Raw genomic sequence first — 22,948 nt, 5'->3', positions numbered from 1 at the left:
ATGCGCACATCACTGATCATCCCGACCCGTAACGCCTCCAGCCACCTGGCGCGCCTGTTGCCGGCCCTGCAGATGCAAACCCTGCAACCTGACGAGACGCTGGTGGTGGACAGTGCCTCCAGCGACGACACTGTGGCGCGCTTTCGCGCGTTCGGTGCACGGGTCGAGGTGATCGACGCGCGCGACTTCAATCACGGCGGCACTCGGCGCTGGGCCAGCGAACAGGTAGGCGGCGACGCGCTGATCGTGATGACCCAGGACGCCATCCCCGCCACCCCGCAAACCTTCGCCAACCTGCTGGACGAACTGCAGCAGGACCCGCTCAACGGCGTGGCCTACGGGCGCCAGTTGCCCCACCCCGATGCCGGCGTGCTGGGTGCGCAATCGCGGCACTTCAACTACCCGGAGCAGAGCCGCAGCAAGAGCCTGGCCGATGCGCCGGAACTGGGGATCAAGACCTGTTTCAGTTCCGACTCGTTTTCCGTCTACCGGCGCAGCGTGCTGGAGGCCGTGGGCGGTTTCCCCGCTGACGTGATCGGCAGCGAAGACGCCTATGTGGCCGCCCGCATGCTGCTCGAAGGCTACAAGGTGCGCTACGCCGCCACCGCATGGGTGCATCACTCCCACGATTACAAACTCTTGGATGAGTTTCACCGCTACTTCGACATTGGCGTGTTCTATGGCCGCGAGCCGTGGATCAAACAGGCCTTTGGCGACGCGGGGGGCGAAGGCAAGCGCTACGTGCTGGCCGAGCTCGCGGCCCTGCGCAAGGCCGGTGCCTTGCACCGTGTCCCCGAAGTACTGGTACGCAGTGCGTTCAAACTGCTCGGCTATCGGCTGGGCCATCTGGAGCGCCGCCTCCCCCTCGCCCTCAAGCGGCGCATCAGCATGTTTCCCGGTTATTGGAGGTGAGCATCATGCCCTACAGGAAGTCCCCCTTGATGAAACGAACCCTGCTTGTCGTGGCCATGATGGCCTTGGCCGCCTGCAATACGCCGGCACGTATCGTCCCGCCGGACGACAAGACGGTCGAGGAAGGCAAGCGCGCCCTCGATCAACTGGCCCAGCTGCCACCGGCGGTGGAACGTATCCGCATCGGCGACCAGTTGCGTATCGTGCGCGATGCCGGCGAGATGCCGACGCTGTCGGCGTTCAACGTCAGCACCATCTACGAGCTGACGCTGTACACCGTGCAGACCGACGGCAAGATCAACTACCCGTTCCTGGGGCCGATCCAGGTCGCCGGTCGCCAGCCTTCGGAGCTGGCCACGGAGCTGACCAACAAGCTCGCCCCGGTCTACCGCGAGCCACGCGTGACGGTGAACATCAACCAGGCACCCAGCAGTTCAATCATTGTCGGCGGTGCGGTGAACAACCCGACAGCCGTGCAGATCGGCACGGCCAACACCCTGGAACAAGCGATCATCGGTGCCGGTGGGGTTAGCCCGGCGGGCAACGCCAGCATGGTCGCCCTGCTGCGCGAAGACGCCCAGGGCGCGTATCGCGCGTATTTCCTGGACTTCAGCCAACTGCTCAAGACCGGCGCCAACGGGCGCAAACCCGTGCGCCTGCAACGTGGCGATGTGGTGTTCGTGCCCAAGTCCAACGTGGGCGAGCGTATCCAAGGGGTCGACACCTACATGAACCAACTGATTCCGTTCACCAAGTCCATTGGGGTTGGCTACAACTACACCCGAACCAGCGGCGGCAACAACTAAAGGAGCGACATCCCAATGATCGAGATCCGTTCTTTTCGTGATCTTCTGCGCTTGTTCTTCATCTTCCGGCGCGAGTTCAAACTGGCAGCGATTGCCGCGCTGGTGATCATCCTGCTGGGGGCGTTCCTGCTGCCGGCCAAATACGAGTCCACCGCGCGTCTGTTGGTCAAGCCGGGGCGTGATTCGACCCTGCCCATCGAGATCAGCAACCGCCAGGCGCTGGTGATGCCCAGCACCCAGCGCGACCCGATTGTCGACGAAGAGCGTTTGCTCACCGGCCGCCCCATCGTGCGCGCCGTGGCCGAGCATTACCTGGAAGTGATCGACAACGCACCGCCACCGGAAGGTTTCTGGAAGCGCACCAAGTACTACGTCAAGAGCGGCGTGGGTGCGATATTCGACGGCATCCGCGTGGTGCTGGAAACCGTTGGTGTGGTTGAAAAGACCACCCCGGTGGAACGCCTGGCCGCCGGCCTGGAGAAGAACTTTGAGGTGAGCCATGCCGCCGGCTCCACGGTGATGGACATCAGCTTCAAGTGGAGCGACCCAGAGATTGCCCAGGCGGTGGTCAAGGATTGGGTCGAAACCTATATCAACGAACGCACCCAGGCCCTGGGTCGCAAGAGCCTGTACGCCTTTTATGAAGGCCAGGCGGCCAACAGCGCCACCGAGATCAAGAGTTACAAGCAGCAGATCCTCACCCACCTGAATGAGATCGGCGCGGCGAGCATCACCGACCGCTTGGAAGACTTGTCCGAGCGCATCAACGTGCTGCGCGGCGAGACCTTCAACACCACGCGCTTGATCGCCTCGTCCGACAGCGCCATCCAGAGCACGCGCACCCAGCTCAAGGGCCAGCCCAAGGAAGTCACCACGGTGCGCCAGATCGCACTGAACCCGCAGCAGCAGGACTTGCGTCGCCTGCTTAACCAGAAGCTGCTGGAAAAGGCTGACATGATGCGCACCTACACCGACAACGCGCCGCCGGTCAAAGCCCTGGATGCCTCGATCCGTGCGATGCAGGCCCAGGTCGCCAACGAGAGCAACACGGTGCAAGCCTCGGAGAACCGCGCGCCGAACACCCTGGAAATCCACTTGCAACGCGTGCTGCTGGACGAAACCAGCAACAACCAGGCCCTGCGTACCCAGCTGATTGAACAGCAAAAGCAACTGCTGAACCTCGAAGCGCAACGCAAGCAAGCCCTGGAGATCGAGCCGGAACTGGCACGTCTTTCCCGCGAACTGAACACCACTGAGCGCAACTACGCGCTCTACGTCGATAACCTGGAAAAGTCGCGCATTGACCGCGAGCTGGACAACAGCCAGATCAGCAACATTGCGGTGATCGAAGAAGCCACCCTGAACCCAGGCCGCATCTTCCCGAAAACCCTGGTGATGCTGATCCTCGCGATCCCGTTCGCCATCATCGTCGGCTTGCTGGTGATCTACCTGTGCTACCTGCTCGACCAGCGCATTCACGACGGCGGCCTGGTGGAACGCAAGTTCGGCCTGCCGCTGTGGACCACCCTCCCAGAGCTGGACACCACCACCGCGCAAAGCACCAACGCGTTCAATGCGAGCATCTACCGGTTGTACAGCCTGCTGCAGCCCGACCGCATTGCCGAACAGGGCATGGTGCTGGGGCTGACCTCGGCGCGCCACGGCGAAGGGGTGACCTTTGTGGTCGAGCAACTGCGCCAACTGCTGCGTGAGAATGGCGTCAATGTGCGGGTCGGGGGGCCGGAGGACGCTGCGCCGGGTGAAGTAGTGCTGCTGGACGCCTCGGCCTTGCTGGACAACCGCGAAGCGTTTATCACCCTGCGCCGCGCCGACCTGATCGGGCTGGTGGTGGAAGCGCGCAAAAGTACCGTGCCGGTGGTCGAGCATGCGCTGTCGATCCTCAATACCGCGTTCGGCAAGGTGGACGGCATCATCATCAACCGTCGCAAGTTCGAAGTGCCGAGCAAAGTGCTGCAGACCATCGGCAAATACCGGGGGGCGTTCTGATGCGTATCGCCCTGCTCGCGCCTTTGCCGCCGGAGAAAAATGGGATCGCCGACTACGCGAACCATTTCCGCACGGCCTTGGAACACCTCGGTGTGACGGTGCTGACGCCGTTGGCCGGTGTGGCGGGCAACTCCGAGGCGATCCAGCAGGCCATCGCCGGCTTCGATTGGCAAGCCGTCGACCTGGTGCACGCCGAGCTGGGCGGTGGGCGCCTGGGGGAATTCCTGGCCTTGCGTGAACTGCGCAAGGCTTATCCACAGTTGCCCTTGACGGCCACCGTGCACGACCCGGAGCGCATCGTGTGGCGGCGTGAGCACCTGCCGTTCCCGCTGAACCTGCTGGAACGCCTGCCCAGCCCCTTGCCCCAGGCAGCCGTGGTGCTGGCCGACCCACTGACCTTGCGCGAAGAGCGCCAGGTTGCCAAGGGGCTGACCCGGCTGGTGACCCTTACCCGCCTGGGCGCCGACTGCCTGAGCCAGCGCATGCAATTGCCCGCCGGCAAAGTGGCGGTGATCAACCACGCCAACCTGGCGATTGCGCCGGCCCCGTTGCCGTCGCTCGACACGCTGCACGTGCTGTATTTCGGTTTTATCTACCGTGGCAAAGGCATCGAAGACCTGGTGCAGGCCCTGGCGGAGATGTTCAAGCAAGCCCCCGAACTGCGCGACCGCGTGCGCCTGACCCTGGCCGGTGGCACGGCCGCGGAAATGGCCTTTGGCGCGGGCGGAAACTACCTGGAGCAGTTGAACGCGCAGATCGCGGCACTGGGCCTGACCGGTTCGATCGACTGGCGGCTGAACCTGCCGGCTGACGAGATTGCCCAGACCATCCAGGCCCACCATGTGATGGTGCTGCCCTATCGCGAATCGAAAAAACTCGGCCTGCTGGGACGCCAGCGCGGCACCAGTGGTGCGTTGTCCTGGGCCACCGCCTGCGGGCGTGGCGCGATCACCTCCGATGCGCGCGCGTTCGCCGAGGAGGTCGCCAGCGGCAACGGCGCTATCTACCCCGAAGGCGATGTGGCAGCGCTCAGTGAACAGCTGTTGCGCCTGGCGCGCACACCGCTGCTGGCCCGGGATTGGGCGGAGCGTGCCGGGGAGATTGGTCGCGAGCGCCTGTGGCCGTTGACGGCGCAGAAATTCAAGCAGCTCTTCGAACAGGCCATTGCAGGGTCGACCCATGGCGCGTAAACCTACCTTTCTCGCGACCCTCGCAGTGGTCGTAGCCCTGGGGCTGACCGCGTTCCTGTGGGGGCGCCAGGCGGATGCCGAGAGCCATGTGCTCAAGGGTAGCAAGGAGGTGGTCTGGAAGGATTTCCTGGGGGTGAATGCGCAGTTCTTGTGGTTCAGCCCCGAGCGCTACCAGAAGCAGATCGACCGCCTCAAGGCCCTGGGCCTTGAGTGGGTGCGCCTGGATTTGCATTGGGACCAGCTGGAAACCGCACAGAACCAATACAAGCTCGCCACCCTCGATGAACTGGTGGGCAAGCTGCAACAGAACCAGATCAAGTCGGTGTTTTACCTGGTGGGTTCGGCGCGTTTTATCTCCAGCGCCCCGCCGCTGTCGATGTACCCGGACCAGTACCCGCCGAAAGACCCCAACGTATTCGCCAATCGCATGGCCTTGCTGTCCCAGCGCTACCCCAGCGTCGATGCCTGGCAAGTCTGGAACGAACCTAACCTGCTGGGCTTCTGGCGCCCGGCGGCGGACCCGGCGGGTTACGCCACCCTGCTCACCGCTACCACCCAGGCATTGCGGGCCGTGAACCCGAGCAAGCCGGTGGTGGCTGCGGGCATGGCGTTCTTCAGTGAAATGCCCAACGGCCAGACCATGTTCGACGCCTTGGGCGCGCTGGGCGTGGCCAGCCTGAACACGGTGGTGTCCTATCACCCCTACACCCAATTGCCCGAGGGCAACGACCCGGCCAACCTGGACTTCATCGCCAAGACCACCCAGCTCAACCAGGCCCTGCGCAACGGCGGTGTGCAAACCCTGTGGAGCACCGAGTGGGGCTGGTCAACCTACAAGGGGCCCAAAGACGCCCAGGACATCATCACCCCCCAGGCACAGGCCGACTACGTGGTTCGCCGCCTTGCGCTGATGAGTGCAATGGATTTCGACAAGATCTTCCTGTTTACCTTGAGCGACCTCGACCAGCGCGCCAGCGTACGTGACCAGTCTTATGGCTTGCTGGATATCGACACCAACCCCAAGGCCGTCTACACCGCACTGAAGAATTTCCTCGACGTCAGCGGGCCGAAGCTTACCCCCGCAGACCCGCCCACCGCCGACGCGTTGCCCGACGGCCTGTTCAGCATCGGCTGGACCCGTACCGACGGCCGCAAGCTATGGTTTTTCTGGTCCGCCCAGGGTGGCAACGCCCATTTGCCAAACCTGGCAGGCGCCACCCTGTACGACCCGCTGCGCGGCACACAAACCCCGGTGAGCGGCACCGACGGCCTGACCGTACCGGTCAAGTCGAACCTGCAAATTCTGTTATGGGATTGAGGCCTGCCATGCGCATTTTATGGATCCTGCCCTACTCACCCTGGCCTGCCACCAGCGGCGGCAAGACGCGTCAGTTCCACCTGCTGCGCAGCTTGGCCGCGCGGGGGCACCGGATCACCCTGCTGCTGCATGACAAACATCCGGTGTCACTCACTGACCGCCAGGTGCTCGAGGCGTTTGTGGAACAACTGATCATCCTGCCACGCCGCCCCTTGCGCAGCGTGAAGACGCTGGTCGCGGGGCTGTTTGCACCCTACCCGCTGCTGGCCAGTGTGAATGGCTTGTCGGGCGCACTGCAGGACAGGTTCAACCAACTGCTCGACGAACAGTGGGACGTGGTGCAGATCGAGCACAGCTACAGCTTCCAGCCTTACGAAGAGGCGCTGGCGCGTAAATCCCAGCCCTTCGTGCTGACCGAACACAACGTCGAATCGGCCCTGGGCGCGGCCACCTATGACCGCCTGCCGGGCTGGTCGCTGCCGTTCATTCGCTATGACCAGTGGCGCTACGCCCGCTGGGAACGGCGGGTGATGCGCCAGGCTGCGCGTGTGGTGGCGGTGACCGACAGTGACGCGCAGACCCTCAATAAAATCGCCGGCAAACCGGTGTCGGTGGTGGTCAATGGCGTGGATTGCGATCACTTCGCTGCCGCCCGGCCCGACCCATCGACACGCCGCGTGCTATTCCTGGGCAACTATGAATACGCCCCCAACGTGGACGCTATCGAGTGGGCCCTGGATGAAATCCTGCCCAAGGTCTGGGAGCGTTGCCCGGATGCGCGCATGAGCGTGTGTGGTTTCGGCATGCCGGACAGTTGGCGTGAACGCTGGCAGGACCCGCGCATCGAGTGGCAGGGTTTCGTGCCCAACCTGCTGAACCTGCAGTCGAGTTGTTCGGTGTTTCTGGCGCCGTTGCGCCATGGCGGCGGTTCCAAGCTCAAGGTGCTCGAAGCACTGGCCGCCGGCTTGCCGCTGGCAAGTACCGAGCAAGGCGTCTCGGGGTTGGACCTGGTGGAAGGCCTGGACTACCTCGGCGGGCAAACCGCCACCCACCTGGCGGACGCCGTGGTGCGCCTGCTGCAATTTCCCGATGCCGCCGCGCCCATGGGTGAAGCGGGCCGTGCCTATGTGCGTCGGGCCCATGACTGGAGCGTCGCTGCCAGCCAGCTGGAGCAGGTGTACGCCACCCTTTCGCCGTTGAATCAGAAGGAGCCCGCATGCGTGTAGGCCTGGATTACCGCACCGTCGGCACCTCGCCGCAATCGGGCATCAGCCGCCAGGTGTACGCGCTGGAAAGCGCCCTGCACAGCCTGCCAGGTATCGAACTGGAGCGGTTCACCGTGGCGCCCCTGGGCGATGAAACCCGGTTGCAGGCCCACTGCCCGGCCTGGGGATGCGCCAAGACCGCCATGCACCAGCCGCAGAATCGCCTGCGTTTCGAGGCCGGTTTTCTACCGCGGGCCTTGCGTGAGGAGCGGATCGACCTGTACATCAGCACCTTCAACATGGGCCTGCCGTTGCCGCCCAAGCCGAAGGGGCTGCGCACCGTGGTGCTCTTGCATGACCTGTTCCAGATCACCCTGAACAATTACCACGCCAACCGTTTGAAGGCGCTGATCTACAAGACCAGCGATCGCCTGTCGATTGCCTACGCGGTGCACAGCGCCGACCGGGTGTGGACGCCGTCGCAGTACAGCGCCGATGAAACCGCGCGGCTATTCCCCAAGGCTGCGGGCAAGATTCGCGTGCTGCCCAACCAGGTCGAGGGTTTTTTCGAACTGGCGGCGGACCTCAGTAAACGCCAACTGCCCGCGCGTTATTGGCTGCTGGTGGGCACCCGCGAGCTGCGCAAGAACGTGCCGTTCCTGGTGGACGCGTGGCAACAGGCGCGGCGCCAGTCCCCCGCCGTGCCGGACTTGGTGGTGGTGGGCAGCCTCGATCATTTGCCCGAAACCCAGCGTACGCTGCCAGGTATACGCGCGCTGAGTGGCGTGTCAGATGCCGAATTGCATGCGCTGTACCGCCAGGCCTCGCGCCTGTGGCAACCTTCGTATGCCGAAGGCTTCGGCCTGCCGGTGATCGAGGCCCTGAGCGTCGGTACCCCGGTGGCGGTGGCCAGCGGCACGTCGCTGGATGAAATCACTCCGCCGTCGGCACCGCGTTTTTCCCCCACCGATGGCCCGGCGCTGACGCAGTTGATGGTGAGCCTGGGCGAACGGGCCGATGAAGAATCGCCCGAGCAACGCCGGCAATGGGCGGAACGCTTCAACCATCACGCCTACCGTCGGCGCCTGGCCGAACTGATCGAGGAGCTGAAGTGAACGTGAACCTGTCCGGCCTCGTTGCGATTCTTTTCGGCCTGCTGTTTGGCGCCCTCGCCCTGTTGCTGTCACCGGCCAAGGCGTTCCTGGCCGTGATCGGCCTGGCCGGGGCGATGACCATCCTGCGCTTTCCATTCTGGGGGCTGTTGCTGTTTGCCCTGGTCGCCACGTTCATGCCCTACTCCACCGTCAACCTGGGCATCCGCAGTACTGTCAGCGAAGCCATCCTGGCGCTGACCTGGGGCGCGGTGCTGTGGCACAACTTTTTGTCGCGCCTGCCCGACACACCAAGCCTCACCCGCCGGCCCACCGACCAGATGCTCTTGTGGCTGATGCTGTTCAGCGTGTTCCCCTTTATCGTCGGCCAGGTCACCATCCACGCCGACACCAGCGGCGTGGCCAACTGGTTGCGCTGGCTGCTGAGCCTGTCGTCGGTGTTCCTCTGCGCCAAGTTGCTGGTGGACCACAAGCACCGCGAATCCCTGGTGATCGCCCTGCTGCTGGGCAGCCTGGCAATGCTGGTGCTGTCGATTGCGGTGTTTGTGCGCACGCGCTCCGGGGCCGGCATTGCGCCGATCCTGGCGCTGTTCAACTACGGCAACTTCGACATGTTGAAGTTCGGCCTGGAAGCCATGTCTTCACGCATGGGCTCACCCTGGATGCACCCGAATGCCATCGGCGGGATCATGGCGTTGCTGCTGCCCCTGGCCTTCTGTTTCGGCATGACCGAGCAAGGCTGGAAACGCGCGCTCGGCCTGAGTGTGGCGTGCCTGGGCGCGGCCGCCTTGTTGCTGGCCAGTAGCCGCGGTGCGATGGTCAGCCTGGCGTTGGTGCTGCTGTGGATGGCCACGCGCCGAGTGCCGTACACCGGACGCCTGCTGATGATCGGCGCGGCGCTGACCGTGGCACTGGTGATCGCTTATCCGCCGTTACAGGAACGCCTGGCGACGATTTTTTCCTCGGACAACGCCAGTACCGAAGTGCGTTTCGACGAATACCGCATGTTCCCGCAGGCGGTGGTGTCGTATCCGTTCGGCATCGGCTTCAAGGTGGACCCGCCAGTGCCCGGCACGCACTTGCTGGGCATCTCCAACCTGTGGCTGAACTTCATCTACAAGACCGGCATCGTCGGCATGCTCTTCTTTGTCGCGGTGACCGTACGCTGGTGGCGGGAAGCGCGCCCGGACAGCGGCCCAATCCGCCTGACCAAGGACAATGCGCTGTGGCTGGGCACCACCGCCGGGATCCTCTCGGCTCTGGTCAGCGGCCTGTTCGACCACTACTTCAGCTTTGCGGTGGTGATGGTTGCGCTGTTCTGGCTAATGGTTGGAATCAATGTGCTGGAGGCCCGCCGACTGTTTCCGGCGCGCCTGCCGCAGGTGAAAAGCGTGGCCTATCGCAAATCCATGCTTGATGGCGCGCGGCCCTGATGCTGGGCTCTGCCGTCTGGCTGACGCTGGCGACGCTGCTCGGCCTGTGCCTGGGCTTTGCCCGCGAATGGCTGCTGGTGGCGGCCTGGGGCGCCGGAGAACGCAGCGATGCATTCCTGATCGCCTTGTTTCTGCCAGAGGCGTTGCGCATGTCATTGGCCGGCGGCGTGCTGAGCGCCGCTGCGCTGCCGCTGTACCTGGCGCGCAAAGACGATGAACGCCTCGGTTGGCTGGCGGTACTGTTTCCGGCGCTGTTGCTGATCGCACTGGTTACCAGCCTGCTGTTGACGCTGCTGGCGCCGTGGCTAGTGCAACTGCTCGGGCCGGGCCTGGCGGCCAGTGCCACGGCGCTCGCCAGCAGTAACTTGCAGATTGTCGCCTGGTGCGTGCCCGGGCTGATACTGCATGCGCTGTTCAGCATTCCCTTGCAGGCCGGCGAACGTTTTGTACTGGCGGGCTTGGGCTCGTTGTTGTTCAACCTGCCGCCGGTGGCCTACCTCGCCTTCGCCGGCACCGCCACTCAACCTCACTCATTGGCCCTGGCCTGCCTCGCCGGCAGCCTGTTGATGCCGCTGGCGCTGCTGCCGTCCGTATGGCGCCAGGGCTGGCGGCCGTGGCATTGGCAACGGTCGTTTGCACCACTGCGGGAGCTGGGCCAACGCATCGGCCCGCTGCTGCTGAGCAATGGCGCCAGCCAGGGCCTGGCCCTCATTGAACGGCTGGTGGCGTCGTTGCTGGGCGAAGGCGCGGTGACCTGGGTCAACCTGGCGCGCAAGCTGATGAACCTGCCGCTGATTGCGCTGATGAGCCTCAACCAGGTGCTGCTGGGCATGATGAGCCGCCGCCAGGGCGACGAGCGCCTGGCCCTGCTCAAGCGTGGCCTGGAAACCGCCAGCGTGCTGACCCTGCCCGCCGGCGTCGGCCTGGTGGCGGCGGCCCCGAGCCTGGTCGCGTTGCTGCTGCCCAGGCAATCGCTGGACTCGCCTTTGCCACTGCTGTTGGCCTGGTTTGCCGTACCGCTGGTATTCGGCGCCTGGAACGCACTGCTTGCACGTTATGCCTATGCCGCTGGTGACACGCGCCAGCCACTGCGCTGCGAGCTGCTCGGCAGCCTGGTCAACGTGCTGTTGCTGGGCGTGCTGCCGTTTGTGTTCGGGCTGGCGGGCATCCCGTTGGCCGCGCTGGCCGGGGTCATCTGCACTGCACTGCTGTTGATGCAGCGCCAGGGGTTGCTCGGCGTCCTGGCCTGGGCGCGGCAGTGGCTGCTCAGTGCAGGGGTGATGGGGCTGGCGGCGTTGGTGCTGTTTCGGGTTGAAGGCGTGTGGCTGCAACTGGGGCTGAGCACGCTGGCCGGCGCGGTGGTGTTACTGGGGATGGGGCTGTGGCTGAAGCCGTGGCGCAAGGCATGACATTAACAGTGGCGAGCAAGCGCCCTCGCCACACGCCAGCGCCTACCGGGGCGGTGGGTTTTATAGAGGGGTGATCAGGTGAAACATCGCTGGATTCAAATGGATATCGCCAAAGGCATCGGCATCCTGGTGATCGTCTATGCCCACAGCTGGTTTGTCGCCACCTCGCCGGACTTGCTGTACCCGATCCTGGCGTCGTTCATCTTGCCATTGTTCTTCTTTTTGTCCGGCGTGTTCTTCAAGCCGGAGCAGCCCTTCGTGGAGATGGCGATACGTAAGGCCGATGGCCTGCTCAAGCCGTTTTTCTTCACCATGCTCACCTACGTGATCGTGCGCAGCATTCTGCGTGGCCAGCCGCTGCTGCCCGATGTCGGCGGCGTGCTGTATGCGTCGGTGGACACCATCCCGTGGCAGGCGCTGTGGTTCCTGCCGCACTTCTGGGTGTCGATTCTGTTCAGTTGGGTGGTGCTGCGACTGATCCAACGCCTGCCACTGCCCGTGAGCTGTGCAGTGATGCTGGTGCCGTTGCTGGTCGGCATCTGGATGCTGCCCTGGTTCTGGCAACTGCCCGTCACCCTGGGCGGCAGAACCTGGGTGCTGCCAGGCTTGCCGTTCAGCCTCGACATCACCCTGATCAGCAGCACCTGCTTCATCTATGGCTACCTGTTGCGGGACTGGTTGCGCACCCATGCGGGGTCGCTGCTGACGCTGTTGGTGTCGATCGTGCTGTTCGCCGCGGTGTTCCTGTACCGGGGCGATACCATGGACCTGGCGCAGCGTCGCTACGATCACTGGCTATGGACCAGCCTGCTGGCGATGATCGGGGTGTATGCGTGCTGGGCGCTGGCGCGGGTACTCATGGTCTCGGCACTGATCACCCGGGCGATGACCTACATCGGTCAGTCGACGCTGATCCTGCTGATCTTTCACGGTGAGATCCAACACAAGACGTTCGACCTGATGGAACGCCTGGGGCTGCCTGCGCTTGTCGCGGCCTGTATCGGCTTTGTGGTGGCGGTGGTGGTGCCGTTGTTGATCGGGGAAGTGATCAAGCGAGTGGCGTTCCTGCGGTTTTTCTACTTTCCGTTTCCGGTGCGCAAGGCGACCGGGGAGAAGGCGACAACTTAGGCATGCTGAAGATCCACTGTGGGAACGGGCGAGCCCGGCTCCCACATTGATCACGTACCGACCAAAACCAGTTAGTCGTCGAGTTGCTGAGGCGCTGGCTTGCTGCCTGGCTTGGCAGGCTTGGCGCCCTTGGCTGGCGCCGGTGCAGCCGGTTCAGGCTCAGCCGGGGCGGCGGTTTCCTTCTCGGCCATCGGCATCTGGTCGATGGCGCTGAAGAACGCCTTGAGGTCGAGGGTATCCGGCGGCACGGTCTTCTCGAGTTTCTTCTCGCCATCCTTGCCCACCAGGATCACTTTGGTACCGCTGCCGGCGCCCAGCTTGAGGGCACGGATCAGCGCGTTGGTTTCCGGCGGCGTGAGCTTTTTGCTGTCTTTTGGGTCCTTGGCGAACTTCTCGCCTTCGGCACCGATGCTGCCGAACTTCACGGTGTAGAACACCATGCTGCGTTCTTCAAAGGACTGCTTGGTCGCAGGCTCGTCCAACTGTTTCTTGAGGGTCGCCAAGGTGTCGTTGCCGGAATCAAGCTCCACCACCACCAGCGGCCGGGCCTTGCCCAAGTCCTGCTTGAGCGGGTTGATATCATCAGCAGCCAACAGCGGCCCCGTAAAAGCCATCAAGGTAGCCAGGGTCAGCGACCGGATGAGCATGCGCACCTCCTTTGAATTCCATGCAGGGTTCTTGAGTTTCATGTCTGCGACAGTCAAATTCAAGGATGATTCCTACACCACTTTAAGAAAGCGTAGGTCAGGACGCCCGCTACGCAAGGGTTTGATGGGGGCGACCGTCATTGTTTCCACTGATTACGGAAACATCATGAGACCTTCCACTCCGGCCAATGCCGAGCAAATACAGGCGCTACAAGGGGATCGGCATCCACCTGCGCCAGTGTCTGCGCAAAGCCTGGCGCCAGGCCGTTCAACGCGTCCCGCGCCTCGTCCCAACGCGACACCGCGGCAGCCATCAAGCCGAGTGCGTTCGGCGTATTGTTCGCGGCAAGCAATTGGTCGGCAAACTGATCGGCGAACACTACCCAGGCCTGATGCAGGTAGCGCCGGGTGCCGGTGACCAGTTGCGCTTGCACGGTGTCGTTGACGTTGCCAAGCCAGCGCTGCGGGTAGTCGATGATGCCGATCGCCGAATAGCAATTGGCGGCGATGTACACCAGGCCGCGAATGATCTGCGCGCGGTTGTCGGACAATAGGTGGGAGTCGGGAAACTCCAGGCCCAGGTGGATCAGGATCGCGGCGCTTTCTGTCAGTACTTGGCCGTCGGGGGTGACGAGCGTCGGCACCTGTTTGAGCGGGTTGATACGCGCCAGTTCGGAACTGCCCTCGCCGTCTGCCCACGAGGCTGCATCCACTCGCCGCCACGGCACCGCACACCGCTGCAGGGCGATTTCGATCATGCAGGAACCGGATTCATCGATACCGTAGAGCGTGTACATGGGCTTTTCCTCCTAGCGTTGCAGTTTGGCCTGCAAGTTGGCCTTCACCTGTGGCCATTCCGAATCGATGATGCTGAAACGCACCGAGTTGCGCTTGCGTCCATCGGGCATGATGCGTTCGTGGCGCACGATACCTTCCTGCACGGCGCCGAGGCGCAGGATCGCGGCGCGGGATTTTTCGTTGAGTTCATCGGTGGTGAACTGCACGCGTACGCAATCGAGCACTTCGAACGCGTAGGTCAGCAACAGCAGCTTGGCTTCGGTGTTGATGCCGCTTTTTTGCGTCGACAGCGCCAGCCAGGTATGCCCGATTTCGAGCTTGCGGTTGGCCCGGTCGACCTTCCAGAAGCGTGTGCTGCCAACCACCTGGCCGGTATCGCGGCGCACCAGGGTGAACGGGATCACGCTACCGGCGTCGCGTCCCGCCAGTGCGGTGTCGATGTATTGATCGACAGTGTCCGGGCCCGGTACGTGGGTGACCTTGAGGTCCCATAATTGGCCATCGGCGGCGGCTTCGAGCAAGGCGGCCTTGTGTTCCCTTTGCAGGGGCAGGAGTTCGACCGTGGTGCCGGTCAAGGTAAGTGGGGTCATGGGGCTGCGCCGTCTGGATGGTCGTCAGGAACAGAGAGTGCAGGCTCGCGCACTGACGAATCAAGCGTTTTAAAACAGGCCCATTTGCCCACCCACCAGGGTGCTGAAATCATCATTCACAAACGGCAGGATCGCATCGGCCACCGGTTGCAATTGCCGGGTGACGTAGTGGTCGTAGTCGATGGGCGCCTGCCGCACTTCCAGGGGCTCCGGGCCGTTGACGCTGATCACGTAGCTGATCCAGCCGCCGCGCTGGTATTGGCGCGGGCGGTTCAGGCGGTCGTTGTACTCATCGGCCAGGCGCGCGGCGCGCACATGGGGCGGCACGTTGCGCTCGTAGTCGTCCAGTTGGCGGCGCAGGCGTTTGCGATAGATCAGCAACTCATCGAACTCGCCACTCAGGGTGCGGCGCACGTAGTCGCGTATGTAGTCCTGGTGGGGCTGGCGATGGAAGATGCGCTGGTAGAGTTCCTGCTGGAATCGGCGGGCCAGGGGCGACCAGTCGCTGCGCACGGTTTCCAGGCCTTTGTAGACCATCTCCTCGCTGCCATCGCTGCGTACGACCAGGCCGGCGTAGCGCTTCTTGCTGCCCTCCTCCGCGCCGCGGATGGTCGGCATGAGGAAGCGTGTGAAGTGGGTTTCGTACTGCAACTCCAGGGCGCTTTGCAGGCCGAACGCAGTGTGCAGGTGCTCACGCCACCAGTCATTGACGTGCTGCACCAACGCTTGGCCGATGCGACTGGCATCCTCTTGGGAATGTGCGCTGCCCAGCCACACGAAGGTAGAGTCGGTGTCGCCGTAGATCACTTCGTAGCCTTGGGCTTCGACCAGCTCGCGGGTCTGTCGCATGATCTGGTGGCCACGCATCGTGATCGACGAGGCCAAGCGTGTATCGAAGAAACGGCAGCCACTGGAGCCGAGCACGCCGTAGAAGGCGTTCATGATGATTTTCAGGGCTTGGGACAGCGGTGCGTTGTGTTCGCGCTTGGCCACTTCGCGGCCTTCGGAGACCCGCGCAACGATGGAAGGCAGACAATGCCGGGTGCGAGAGAAGCGTGCACCGCGAAAGCCTTCCACCGACTCGCTGTCATCGGTGTGCTTGAGGCCTTCGATCAAGCCCACCGGGTCGATCAGGAAGCTGCGGATGATCGACGGGTAGAGACTTTTGTAATCGAGCACCAGCACCGATTCGTAGAGACCGGGGCGTGAGTCCATGACAAAGCCGCCGGGGCTGGCCTGGGGCGGCTTGTCGCCCAGGTTCGGCGCGACGAAGCCCTGGCGGTGCATCAACGGCATGTACAAATGGGTGAACGCGGCGACGGAGCCGCCGTTGCGGTCGGCCGGCAAGCCGGTGACGCTGGCCCGCTCCAGCAGGAACTTGAGCAGTTCGGTCTTCGCGAAAATCCGCGTGACCAACTCGCAGTCCTTGAGGTTGTAGCGCGCCAGCGCGGGCTTGTCCTCGGCGAACATGCGGTTGATTTCGTCCATGCGCTGGTACGGCGTGGAGATGTCCTTGCCTTCGCCCAGCAGGGTCTGCGCGACGTTCTCCAGGCTGAAGGATTCGAAGCTCCAGGTGGCCGAGCGCAGGGCTTCGATGCCATCGATGATCAGCCGCCCCGCCGCAGCGGCGAAGTAATGGTTGCGGCTGCCGTGTTCGCGCCAGGCCATCGGCTCTTCACCCCGCCCGAGCATGAGCGGCACGTTGAGGCGCTGGGCATGTTCGTGGAGCACGCGCAGGTCGAACTGCACCACGTTCCAGCCGATGATCGCATCGGGGTCGTGCACCGCAAGCCAGTGGTTGAGGCGTTCGAGCAGTTGGGCACGGGTGTCGCAGTAGTCGAGCTTGAAGTCCACGGCATCGGTTTTGTTCGGCGGGCCAAGCATGTACACCTGGCGCTCGCCGCAGCCTTCGAGGGCAATGGAATAAAGATCGCCCTGGGCGGTGGTCTCGATGTCGAGGGACACCAGTTTCAAGGGCGGACGGTAGTCGGGCGCGGGCTTCATCTGCGCATCGCAGAGCACGCCGGTAGCGTCGGGCGTGCCGCCAAACCACACGGGCGCAGTGATGAAGCGCTCCATCATGTAACGCTCGGGTGGGCGCACGTCGCCTTCGTAGACATCGACGCCGGCGGCACGCAGGCGTTTCTCCACGTCCATCGCCTGGCGGTGCTGGCGCGTGTACAGGCCCAGCACCGGGCGATGATGGAAATCGCACAGCTGCAACGGGCGCAACTCGATGTCGCGCTCGCCCTTGAGCAGCCAATCCAACGGCTTGCGATGGGCCTCGGGGATGAACATCACCGAGGTCTGCACGGGTAGGCGGATAAACCTCGGGCCCTGGTCAGTGGCCAGCCAGAAACTGACCTCCGTGCCCGCCGGGGTATCGCGCCAATGCCGGGTCAGGACAAAACCCTGCTGTAAATCCACCGTACCGCACCTCAGGAATCGCTTTCAGGGCGTGATTCTACTCGGCATCCGCGCGCGCAGACCTTAATCTCACAAATTTGTTGCAGGACGTTAATAATAATTACTATCATTCGCGCCGGAGTCGTATCCGCGCAGTGAGGACGCGCAACGCTGTTACCCTTTTCCTCACATTGACGGTTCGCCGTCAGGATCGACCATGCCCATCCGTACTCCGTTCGCTGTGCCGTTTCGCCCCACCCTGCTCGCCCTTTGCTGCTCCTTGAGCCTCACCGCCCTCGCCGCAACCCCGGCCATCCCGCAGGATGCGAACAGCCGTCAGGATGGCGACACATTGGAATTGGGTGCGACCACTGTCAGCGCCGACGCCCCTGCGCCAAATGCCTTGCCGCCGGTATACGCCGGTGGCCAAGTGGCACGCGGCGGTCAGTTGGGGGTGCTGGGCAACCAGGACATCATGGATGTGCCGTTCAGCATGTCCTCCTATACCGAGAAGTTGATCCGCGACCAGCAAGCCGAGACCGTCGGTGATGTGCTGCTCAATGATTCGTCGGTGCGCCAGGCGTCGGGCTTTGCCAACCAGGCGCAGACCTTCATGATTCGTGGCCTGCCGTTGAACGGTGACGACATTTCCTTCAACGGCCTGTACGGCATCGTGCCACGCCAGATCATCTCTACTGACGCCCTGGAGCGCGTGGAAGTGTTCAAGGGGCCCAATGCCTTTATCAACGGCGTAACGCCAGGCGGCTCAGGGATCGGCGGGGGTGTGAACCTGCAACCCAAGCGGGCCGATGATGTGCCGCTGCGTCGCTTCAGCACCGATATCAGCAGTGATGGCCGGGTTGGCGAGCATCTGGACATTGGCCAGCGATTCGGTGAAGACAACCGTTTTGGCGCGCGGGTGAACGTGTCCCAGCGCGAAGGCGATACCGGCATCGATGATGAGAACCAGCGCTCGAAACTGTTTACCGTTGGCCTGGACTACCGCGGCGATGCATTGCGCCTGTCCAGTGACTTTGTGTATCAAAAGCAGCGTATCAACGGCGGACGAAACTCGGTGTTCCTGGGCACGGCCACCCAGGTGCCGGATGCGCCTTCGGCAGACACCAACTACGCGCCGAGCTGGAGCAGCACCAACCTCGAAGACACCCTGGGGATGCTGCGCGCCGAGTACGACCTGAACGACAACTGGACCGCCTATGCCGCAGGCGGTGCCAAGCACACCCGCGAAATGGGCCAATACTCGTCGGTGACACTGACCGATAACCTCGGTAATGCCCAGGCGAGCCGCTCGACCATTGCCCACGAAGAAAATAACCGCAGCTTGATGGGGGGGCTGAACGGCAAGTTCCAGACCGGCGCTGTCAGCCACCGCCTCAATTTCGGCCTGGCCGGTATCTGGACCCAGGCACGCAACGCTTATGTGTTCAACGCCTCGTCGACGGCCACTCCAACCAATATCTACGACCCGGTAACCGGCGCGCCACCGACCTTGAACAACCCACGCAATACGCCAGGGACTGATTTCAGCGACCCCACCATTACGGCCAAGACATTTGTGCGCAGCGCAGCAGTGTCCGATACCCTTGGCGTGTTCGATGATCGCCTGCTGGTCACACTCGGTGCGCGTCGCCAGCAGATGGTGGTGCAGGGGTACAACTATATGAGTGGCACCCGTACCTCCAACTATGACGAGTCGATTACCACGCCGGTCTACGGCCTGGTGTTCAAGCCGTGGGAACACGTGTCTTTCTACGCCAACCGCATCGAAGGCCTGGCGCAAGGCCCGACATCTCCCGTCAACTCGGGCAACCGCACTATCATCGGTGGCGGCCAGGCGTTCGCTCCCGCGCGCTCCAAGCAGATCGAAGCCGGCGTGAAAGTCGACATGGGCACCTACGGGGCGACGTTGGGTGTGTACCGTATCGAACAGCCCGGCGCTGGTTACGTTCAGGTCATTGATGCCACTACCGCGCGCTATGTGCGTGAAGGCCAGCAAATCAACAAAGGCGTTGAATTGAACGTGTTCGGTGAACCCGTAAGCGGCCTGCGCCTGCTGGGCGGTGTGACGGTGATGAAAACCGAGCTCAAGGACACACAGAACGGCGCCAACGATGGCAACCGCGCTATCGGTGTGCCTTCGTTCCAGCTCAACGCCGGTGTGGATTGGGATGTCCCCGGCCTGCAGGGCGTGACGCTCAACGGCCGGATGCTGCGCACAGGCGGGCAGTATGCCGACGCCGCCAACAACCTGAGCCTGCCGACCTGGAACCGCTTCGACGTGGGGGCGCGCTACAACTTCAAGGTGGCTCAGCGTGATGTCACCCTCGGCGCTACCGTGGAGAACGTCGCCAACGAGAAGTATTGGGAATCGGCCCAGGGTGGCTTCCTCAGCCAAGGCGATCCACGTGTCGCCAAGCTGTCGGCGACTGTGGATTTCTAAACGCGCCACAGCAAGGTGAGCCAGCAGGTGTGTGAATCGCTGACTCACCGCCAGACTCAGGACTTCTGCCACAGGGAAGTCCTGACAATAAAGCTACCCCGCGCTCAGCGCCCCGCGTTAGCCCTGGCCGCCCTCCACGTATTGGCGGTGGATGCCGCCAAGCATCGAGCATGATGCCCGTTGCGGTCAGGCCTGGCGGGCTTGGCTCAGGTAGGTTTCGATGTTGCCCATCTGCTCGTCCCAGCCCCTGGAGTTCATCTTGAAGGCCTTCTGCCGACGAGCCTCCGGCACCGTGTCAAAGCCTGATTCGACCACCCGCAGCAGAATACCCGGCGCACGGTCCTCAATGGTGAACTCCACCAGTGTCGGGGTTTCCTGGTCGTAGTCGACGCCCTTTTCTACCGCGAAAGGGTGCCACCAGAACGAGAACAGCGTTTGCGGCAGGATACGTTCGATCTTGGCCTTCCAGATCACATGCTCGTAGCCGGGATAAGTGATCGGGGCCTCGATGGTTTCCCCAGCAGCGAAGGCTTTGCCTTTTAGGGCGATACCGAACCAATTGCCGAACTGCTCGGCATCGGTGAGGGCTTCCCACACCTGTCTACGTGAAGCGTTGAGCAAGACTTTTCGTTCTATGCGATCTAATACGTGCATAAGTCACCTCCTCCATTGACAGTAGGCGACATCAAACAATGCGCAACCTTGGGTTGTAAGCAATGATGATGACCCCCTTCCTTGACCCGGCATTACGTTATGACTGACCCATTGAATGGAAGTTGCTTCTGCAAGGGCGTGCGCTATCAGGTAGACCGCCTCGACATGCCTATCAGCCACTGCCACTGCAACAGCTGCCGCAAGGCGCATGCGGCGGCTTTTGTCGCGACGGCAGGCGTAATGCGCGAACACTTTCGCTGGACACAGGGCGTGGACCTGTTGGCATTTTTTGAATCGTCGCCGGGCAAGCTCAGGCATTTCTGCTCACGCTGCGGCTCACATCTGATGGCTGAGCGCGGGCACCAACCCCACGTCATTGTGCGGGTGGCGACGCTGGATGATGATCCAGGCGTCAGGCCCACCGCGCACATCTGGACGGCTCATGATATGCCCTGGCTTGCCTATGAAGGCGTAGAGCAATGGGACGAATGGAAACCCTGATTAGACCTTCGGGTCACCGGGTGCTTTAGCAGGCGTCGCATATTGGGGCTTCAGGTGGCCTTCCTGGTCGAGTAGCCAGGCGTCCATGATTTGCCGCACGACCGGTCCCGCAACACGACCGCCAGCCTCGCCGTTTTCGATCATCACCGAAATCACGATCTTGGGGTGTTCGGCTGGCGCAAAGCCGACGAACAAAGCGTTATCTCGGTGACGCTCCAGGGTCTTGTCACGGTTGTAACGCTCGCCCTGCTTGATCGCCACCACTTGCGCCGTACCACTCTTGCCGGCGATGCGGTATTGCGCGCCTTGTGCGGCCGCGCGGGCAATGCCGCGTGGATCGTGCATCACCAATTGCATGCCGTGGTTGACCTGCTCCCAATCTCGCGGATCCTTGAGGACCACGTTGGGCATCGGGTTCTCATCCACCGGTGGCACGCCATTGATGGTCTTGGCCAAGTGAGGCCGGTTCCACACGCCTTTGTTGGCAATCAAGGCGGTGGCCTGGGCCAGCTGCAGCGGCGTGACCTGCATGTAGCCCTGGCCGATGCCGAGGATCACGGTTTCACCCGGGAACCAGGGCTGGCGGCGGGTGGCGCGCTTCCAGGCCTGGGACGGCATCAGGCCGGCTGACTCTTCGAACATGTCCAGCGACACTTTCTGCCCCAAGCCGAACTCGGCCAGGTAGTCGTGCAGGCGATCGATGCCCAGCTTGTGGGCGAGGTCGTAAAAGTAGGTGTCATTGGAGCGCATAATGGCTGCGTCCATGTCTACCCAGCCGTCGCCGCTGTGGTTCCAGTTGCGGTATTTGTGGTCGAAGTCGGGCAGTTGGTAATAACCAGGGTCGAACACGCGGGTTTGGGCGGTGACAACGCCACTGTCGAGGCCGGCGATGGCGACTTCCGGTTTGATGGTCGAGCCAGGCGCGTAAAGCCCCCTGAGGACGCGATTGAAGAGCGGCCGATCAATGGAATCATGCAGTGCGGCATATTCCTTGAAACTGATGCCGGTAACAAACAGGTTCGGATCGAAACTCGGCTTGCTGACCATGGCCAGCACCTCACCGGTTTGCGGGTCAAGGGCAACCACCGAACCACGGCGATCACCCAAGGCTTCTTCTGCCGCCTCCTGGAGGTGAACGTCGAGGCTCAGGACGATATTTTTGCCGGGAATCGGATCGGTGTGCTTGAGAACGCGCAGTACGCGGCCCTGGGCATTGGTTTCTACTTCTTCATAGCCTACGTGGCCGTGTAATTCGGACTCGTAGAAACGCTCGATCCCGGTCTTGCCGATAGACTGCGTTCCACGGTACTCCACCGAGTCGAGGGCTTTGGATTCTTTCTCGTTGATCCGTCCTACGTAACCGATGGAATGAGCAAAGTGGGCGCCCAAGGGATAGTGGCGAACGAATTGCGGCTCTACGTCCACACCCGGCAGGCGGAATTCGTTCACGGCCAGCAGCGCGATCTGCTCTTCGGTCAGCTCATAAAACAGTGTCACAGGAACGAAGGGGTGACGCGCTTGTTTCAACGCCTTGTCGAATACAGCACGGTCTTCGGCCGGCAAGTGCAGCAAACTGACGATGGCGTCCAACTCGCCCTTGAGGTCGGTGGTGCGCTCACGAGTAATGGTCAGGTTGTAGCTGGGGCGGTTGTCAGCCAGCACGACGCCGTTGCGGTCATAGATCAACCCGCGCGTCGGCGTAATGGGCAACACGTGGACGCGGTTGTTCTCGGAAATCGTGGAGTGGTAGTCGAACTGTACGACCTGCAGGAAGTACATGCGCCCCACCAGGGCGCAGGTGATGCCAATGACCAACAGCGCGCAGGCGAGCAGGCGCTTGTTGACCAGGCGGTTCTCTTTTTCGTGATCCTTGATTGGTATCGGTTCAGGCATTTCTACAGCATCTCGTTGAAGAAGGTCGACGCCGCGTCCTGCGGATGAAAGATCAATCCTTATGAAAATGTGCTGCACCATACCAAAAATGCAGAAACACTTTGCATCGATTTCCCCAACGGCATGTTGATGAGCGTTTTTTTTAGGCATTGCAGGAGCAATAGCGCAGAAAGGTCCGGCGTCGGCGGGTGGGATGCACCATGCGGGGGGTTAGGGGGAATCGGCGCGTAAGCGGGTTTGCGTCATTGTTGACGATTGTCGCGGGCAACCTTCGCTGCAATAGGCCTCTACGAACTTTTCGACCGCCCAAAACAAAACCCCTGTTTGCGTTAGCAAACAGGGGTTCTGGAATTTAATCTTGACGATGACCTACTCTCACATGGGGAAACCCCACACTACCATCGGCGATGCATCGTTTCACTGCTGAGTTCGGGATGGGATCAGGTGGTTCCAATGCTCTATGGTCGTCAAGAAATTC

18 protein-coding genes and 1 rRNA gene are annotated in these 22,948 nt (G+C 62.5%); 12 read left to right on the top strand and 7 right to left on the bottom strand.

Features of this window, described 5'->3' with window-relative positions; genetic code table 11:
- The 10 genes from CQ002_RS26805 (at position 1) to CQ002_RS26760 (ending at position 12,520) form a co-directional block, all read left to right on the top strand.
- Positions 1-912: a glycosyltransferase family 2 protein gene (locus tag CQ002_RS26805; RefSeq protein WP_069022729.1), complete on the top strand. Its 912-nt coding sequence runs from the start codon at positions 1-3 to the stop codon at positions 910-912.
- Between the two features lie 29 nt (positions 913-941).
- Positions 942-1,718: a polysaccharide biosynthesis/export family protein gene (locus CQ002_RS26800; RefSeq protein WP_034106075.1), complete on the top strand. Its 777-nt coding sequence runs from the start codon at positions 942-944 to the stop codon at positions 1,716-1,718.
- A gap of 15 nt (positions 1,719-1,733) precedes the next feature.
- Entirely contained in the window at positions 1,734-3,725 is a 1,992-nt protein-coding gene (locus CQ002_RS26795; RefSeq protein WP_105161932.1) for an exopolysaccharide transport family protein, read from the top strand.
- Positions 3,725-4,915, top strand: a complete 1,191-nt coding sequence (locus CQ002_RS26790) for a glycosyltransferase (protein WP_034106071.1) — start codon at positions 3,725-3,727, stop codon at positions 4,913-4,915. The genes CQ002_RS26795 and CQ002_RS26790 overlap by 1 nt, the downstream gene beginning before the upstream one ends.
- Entirely contained in the window at positions 4,905-6,233 is a 1,329-nt protein-coding gene (locus CQ002_RS26785; RefSeq protein ID WP_105161931.1) for a cellulase family glycosylhydrolase, read from the top strand. Before CQ002_RS26790 ends, CQ002_RS26785 begins: the two co-directional genes overlap by 11 nt.
- An 8-nt stretch (positions 6,234-6,241) precedes the next feature.
- Entirely contained in the window at positions 6,242-7,459 is a 1,218-nt protein-coding gene (locus CQ002_RS26780; protein WP_034106066.1) for a glycosyltransferase family 4 protein, read from the top strand.
- Positions 7,450-8,553 (top strand): glycosyltransferase family 1 protein, encoded by a 1,104-nt coding sequence (locus CQ002_RS26775; RefSeq protein WP_105161930.1) that lies wholly within the window; start codon positions 7,450-7,452, stop codon positions 8,551-8,553. Before CQ002_RS26780 ends, CQ002_RS26775 begins: the two co-directional genes overlap by 10 nt.
- A gap of 2 nt (positions 8,554-8,555) precedes the next feature.
- Positions 8,556-9,983 carry an O-antigen ligase gene (locus CQ002_RS26770; protein WP_034106299.1) on the top strand — a complete coding sequence of 476 codons (1,428 nt, stop codon included), beginning with the start codon at positions 8,556-8,558 and terminating at the stop codon, positions 9,981-9,983.
- Positions 9,983-11,392 (top strand): lipid II flippase MurJ, encoded by a 1,410-nt coding sequence (locus tag CQ002_RS26765; protein WP_034106062.1) that lies wholly within the window; start codon positions 9,983-9,985, stop codon positions 11,390-11,392. The genes CQ002_RS26770 and CQ002_RS26765 overlap by 1 nt, the downstream gene beginning before the upstream one ends.
- Positions 11,393-11,491: 99 nt before the next feature.
- Positions 11,492-12,520, top strand: a complete 1,029-nt coding sequence (locus CQ002_RS26760; RefSeq protein ID WP_177431183.1) for an acyltransferase family protein — start codon at positions 11,492-11,494, stop codon at positions 12,518-12,520.
- A 71-nt stretch (positions 12,521-12,591) separates the two neighbouring features.
- Here the strand turns inward: CQ002_RS26760 and CQ002_RS26755 are convergent, their stop codons facing one another.
- From CQ002_RS26755 to CQ002_RS26740, 4 genes are all read right to left on the bottom strand, one after another.
- The gene (locus tag CQ002_RS26755) at positions 12,592-13,167 is read right to left on the bottom strand and encodes a DUF4174 domain-containing protein (protein WP_034106058.1); all 576 of its coding nucleotides are present in this window, start codon (positions 13,165-13,167) and stop codon (positions 12,592-12,594) included.
- Positions 13,168-13,331: 164 nt separating this feature from the next.
- Positions 13,332-13,964, bottom strand: coding sequence for a glutathione S-transferase N-terminal domain-containing protein (locus tag CQ002_RS26750; protein ID WP_105161929.1), 633 nt, complete (start codon positions 13,962-13,964; stop codon positions 13,332-13,334).
- A 12-nt stretch (positions 13,965-13,976) separates the two neighbouring features.
- Positions 13,977-14,555: a GNAT family N-acetyltransferase gene (locus CQ002_RS26745; RefSeq protein ID WP_098466183.1), complete on the bottom strand. Its 579-nt coding sequence runs from the start codon at positions 14,553-14,555 to the stop codon at positions 13,977-13,979.
- A 69-nt stretch (positions 14,556-14,624) separates the two neighbouring features.
- A complete protein-coding gene (locus CQ002_RS26740) occupies positions 14,625-16,982 on the bottom strand; it encodes a DNA polymerase II (protein WP_105161928.1) in 2,358 nt (785 codons plus the stop codon).
- Positions 16,983-17,178: 196 nt separating this feature from the next.
- Here CQ002_RS26740 and CQ002_RS26735 point away from each other — a divergent pair, with 196 nt between their 5' ends.
- Positions 17,179-19,422: a TonB-dependent siderophore receptor gene (locus CQ002_RS26735; protein WP_034106054.1), complete on the top strand. Its 2,244-nt coding sequence runs from the start codon at positions 17,179-17,181 to the stop codon at positions 19,420-19,422.
- A gap of 186 nt (positions 19,423-19,608) precedes the next feature.
- On the opposite strand, the gene CQ002_RS26730 is transcribed toward CQ002_RS26735, so the two are convergent.
- Positions 19,609-20,076 (bottom strand): SRPBCC family protein, encoded by a 468-nt coding sequence (locus tag CQ002_RS26730; RefSeq protein ID WP_034106052.1) that lies wholly within the window; start codon positions 20,074-20,076, stop codon positions 19,609-19,611.
- 99 nt (positions 20,077-20,175) lie between these two features.
- Here CQ002_RS26730 and CQ002_RS26725 point away from each other — a divergent pair, with 99 nt between their 5' ends.
- Positions 20,176-20,577, top strand: a complete 402-nt coding sequence (locus CQ002_RS26725) for a GFA family protein (protein ID WP_034106050.1) — start codon at positions 20,176-20,178, stop codon at positions 20,575-20,577.
- On the opposite strand, the gene mrdA is transcribed toward CQ002_RS26725, so the two are convergent.
- Positions 20,578-22,470: a penicillin-binding protein 2 gene (gene mrdA / locus CQ002_RS26720; RefSeq protein WP_025857942.1), complete on the bottom strand. Its 1,893-nt coding sequence runs from the start codon at positions 22,468-22,470 to the stop codon at positions 20,578-20,580.
- A 356-nt stretch (positions 22,471-22,826) separates the two neighbouring features.
- Positions 22,827-22,942 (bottom strand): 5S ribosomal RNA (rrf, locus tag CQ002_RS26715).
- Positions 22,943-22,948: the final 6 nt, after the last annotated feature.

It is taken from the genome of Pseudomonas sp. MYb13 (genome assembly GCF_002980075.1).
GTDB classification, from domain to species: Bacteria; Pseudomonadota; Gammaproteobacteria; order Pseudomonadales; family Pseudomonadaceae; genus Aquipseudomonas; species Aquipseudomonas lurida.
This window is presented reverse-complemented; position numbering and strand designations above follow the sequence as displayed.